Source organism: Streptomyces sp. McG3, assembly GCF_018619185.1.
Lineage (GTDB): Bacteria > Actinomycetota > Actinomycetes > Streptomycetales > Streptomycetaceae > Streptomyces.
In genome coordinates this window covers 1-3281 of the sequence record NZ_JAAXYC010000501.1, presented here as the reverse complement: position 1 = coordinate 3281, position 3281 = coordinate 1, and the positions used below count along the sequence as shown (strand labels likewise).

Annotated in this window: 3 protein-coding genes; all 3 read right to left on the bottom strand. The window is 73.5% G+C overall.

Annotated elements, in window-relative coordinates; translation table 11 throughout:
- Positions 1 to 26: 26 nt before the first annotated feature.
- From HET64_RS37675 to HET64_RS37665, 3 genes are read right to left on the bottom strand one after another with little or no spacing between them, the layout of a single operon-like run.
- The gene (locus tag HET64_RS37675; RefSeq protein ID WP_215111732.1) at positions 27 to 1205 is read right to left on the bottom strand and encodes a DUF1266 domain-containing protein; all 1179 of its coding nucleotides are present in this window, start codon (positions 1203 to 1205) and stop codon (positions 27 to 29) included.
- Between the two features lie 43 nt (positions 1206 to 1248).
- Positions 1249 to 1923 carry a response regulator transcription factor gene (locus HET64_RS37670; protein ID WP_215111731.1) on the bottom strand — a complete coding sequence of 225 codons (675 nt, stop codon included), beginning with the start codon at positions 1921 to 1923 and terminating at the stop codon, positions 1249 to 1251.
- Entirely contained in the window at positions 1920 to 3206 is a 1287-nt protein-coding gene (locus tag HET64_RS37665) for a sensor histidine kinase (RefSeq protein WP_374105609.1), read from the bottom strand. Before HET64_RS37665 ends, HET64_RS37670 begins: the two co-directional genes overlap by 4 nt.
- Between the last annotated feature and the right edge of the window lie 75 nt (positions 3207 to 3281).

The window sequence follows — 3281 nt, the reverse complement described above, 5'->3', positions numbered from 1 at the left end:
GCTCGGAGATGTGTATTAGAGACAGTTCATGACCAGGGAATGTTCCGGTAGGGGCTGGTGGGGTCCTGGGTCAGAAGGCGGTGTTCGGTGAGCGACTGCCGGTACGTGGGCTCCGCCGCCTCCGGTCCGTCGTCCTCGGCCCGGTGGACCACCCGGGCCATGAGGTAGCCGAGGGAGAAGTCCGCCCACGAGGAGTAGGCCGCCCGGGCGAGTTCGCCGAGCCGCAGCACGTCCTGCTCGGCCTCGTGCGGATCGCCGTACCGGGCGCCGAGCGCGAGCCGTACGACGTTGACCGCCCGGCCGAGGTCGAAGGCGGCCAGGGTGTCGACGCGGCCCTCCGGGGCGAGTACGCCGTCGGCCCGGAACCTTTCCTCGTACCGGGTGATGTGACGCAGCGCCCGGTCCGCCACCGCCCGGTCCTCCGCGTCGCGCACCGCGAAGGTACGGGCCACCGCGTCGGACCACTCCTCGGGCGTCGGTGTCCGCCCCAGCCGGTGGGCCAGGGTGTGCCGGGTCCGCAGGACGGCTTCCTGGACGCGGCCGACCAGCTGGTTCTTCATCAGGGAGGCGAGGCGGTCACGATACTCGGCGCGGTGCGGGATGCCCCACGGGCTGCGCAGCCGGGCCCGGTCGGTCGCGTAGTCCTCGTAGACGGCGCCGAGCCGGTTCCAGATCAGGCCGTTGGTGACGGCCAGATGGGCGCCGAGCGCCAGTCCGTGGGCGAGCGGACCGTGCAGCGGCCCGCCGTCGTCGGTGAGCAGGACGCCCCGCTGGGCCCCGCCGGACTGCTCGTCCGCCCTCGACCAGGCCTTCAGCCGTTTGGGCCGGGCGTCGAGCATCGCCGCGTACGGGGTGCCGTGGTTCACCGCGAGCCGGCGCACGTCGTACGGCCAGATCCGGGCCAGCTCGCCGAGACCCACCTCGCGGAACACCCACTCCGGGTGCCAGGGCGGCAGCATGCCCTGGGTCAGGACCGGGACGCAGGTCCGCCCGGAGGCCTCGTCGCGGATCGCGGGCAGGGGGGCCGTCCAGCCGGGGATGTCCGCGTGCAGCCGGGCGACGAGCACGTACAGCCGGGTCCGCGCGAGCAACTCCACGACCGCGTCGGCGCTGCCGCCCTCGACGGCCGCGGTCAGCGCGCGCTCGATCCCGGTGGGCGCCACCACTGTGCCGCCCGCTGTTCCTGCCCCGTTCCCCGTCGTCACGGAGCCGATCCTACGAAACGGGCCCCGCGCCGGGCGCGGGAGGTCAGAGCCCGGCCGGACGCACCAGCCCCGACTCGTACGCGAACACCGCCGCCTGGGTGCGGTCGCGGACGCCCAACTTGACCAGGATCCGGCCCACATGGGTCTTCACCGTCTGCTCCGCCACGATCAGCTGCCGGGAGATCTCCGCGTTCGACAGGCCGCCCGCGATCAGCGTCAGCACTTCGGTCTCGCGCTCCGTCAGCTCCCCGACCCGTGCCTTGAGCGGTGGGCGCGGGGCCCCGGCCGTCCGGGAGAACTCCACGATGAGCCGCTTGGTGATGTTCGGGGAGAGCAGTGCGTCGCCCGCCGCCACCACCCGCACCGCGTGGGCCAGTTCGTCGGCCGACGCGTCCTTCAGCAGGAAGCCCGAAGCGCCCGCGCGCAGCGCCTCGTAGACGTACTCGTCGAGATCGAAGGTGGTCAGCACGAGGACCTTCACCGTGGAGCCCTCGGGGGAGGTGATCCGCCGGGTCGCCTCGATACCGCCCAGCTCCGGCATCCGGATGTCCATCAGGACGACGTCCGGGGCGAGTTCGGCGACCTTGGTGACCGCGTCGAGCCCGTTGACGGCCTGCCCGACGACCTCGATGTCCGGCTCGGCGTTCAGCAGGACCGTGAAGCCCTGGCGGACCATCATCTGGTCGTCGGCGATCACGGCACGGATGGGCGGTGTCATGGGGCGTCCTCGGTCGTCTCGGTGCGGGTGGGCAGGATCGCGGTGACTTCCCAGCCGCCGTCGGGCGTGGGGCCGGTGGCCAGCTCGCCGCCGAGCATCGCCGCGCGTTCGCGCATCCCGAGCAGGCCGTGCCGTACGCCCGGGGAGGGGGCGGCCGGGCGGTCCGGCGGCGAGTTGACGACCCGGACGGTCAGCCCGGCGGGCCGGTGGCCGATCACCACCTCGGCGCTCGCGCTGGGTGCGTGCCGCATCACGTTGCTCAGGGCCTCCTGCACGATGCGGTACGCGGACAGCTCGACGCCCGGTGGGAGGGGGCGGGGATCGCCGGTCGTGGAGCGGGTGACGGCGAGACCGGTCGAGCGCACCGTGGCGAGCAGACCGTCGAGGCCGTCGAGGCCCGGCTGCGGGGCGTGCCGCGCACTCTGCGACGGGGCGTCCTCCGAGCGCAGGACGCCCAGCACCCTGCGCAGCTCGGCAAGGGCTTCCAGGGCGTTCTCCCGGATGCCGGTCAGATTCTCCCGCAGCTCCTCGGTGGGGTGCTCCACCAGATGCGGGGCGACCTGCGCCTGGATGGAGATCACCGACATGTGGTGGGCGACCACGTCGTGCAGCTCGCGGGCTATCCGGTTGCGCTCCTCCAGCAGGGTGCGCCGGGCCTGCTCCTCGGCGGTCAGCTCGACCTGGACGACGAGGTCCTTGCGGGCCAGACGCAGGCTGCGCAGCGCGGTGCCGAGGGCCAGCGCGGCGACGAGCACGAGTACGGCCACGGCCGGGGGCACATGCGGCAGGGGCGGCGTACGCAGGGCGACGAACAGCGCCGGAGCCAGCGAGATCGCCAGCGCGACCGACGCGCGGCGGGGCCGGACCCGCAGCGCCAGCAGGAACAACGCACCGCCCTGCAGCGCCACCCCCGCGAAGGGGGTGGGATAAGCGGACACGGGGCCCGGGTACGTGGGGTGGACCGAGGGAACGGAGGCCACGGTGACGAGCGCAGCCATGAACGCCAGCGCGGTCGCCGCCCACCAGGCGCCCACCGGACGGATCATTCCGGCCACCAGCGCCACGGACTGCGCGACGGCCACCAGCAGCGCCAGGCCGCTGATCGAGGCGCCGAACGGTGTGAGCTCGAAGGTGCGGATCACCAGGGCGCCGACCGCGGTGATCACCAGCAGCACCAGGAACACCGGGCGCCACACCGGCGCGTTCGGCTCTTCCATGCGCGGCACCCGGTCGGCGGGTTCGGCCCACAACTCCTCGTACAGGGCGCGCGGCACACGGCGCACCGCCGCCCGCAGCCGTACCGCCCTCGATGACGTCACCGCCCCCACCGCCCCCTCGGCTCCACTCCTGCTCAGACT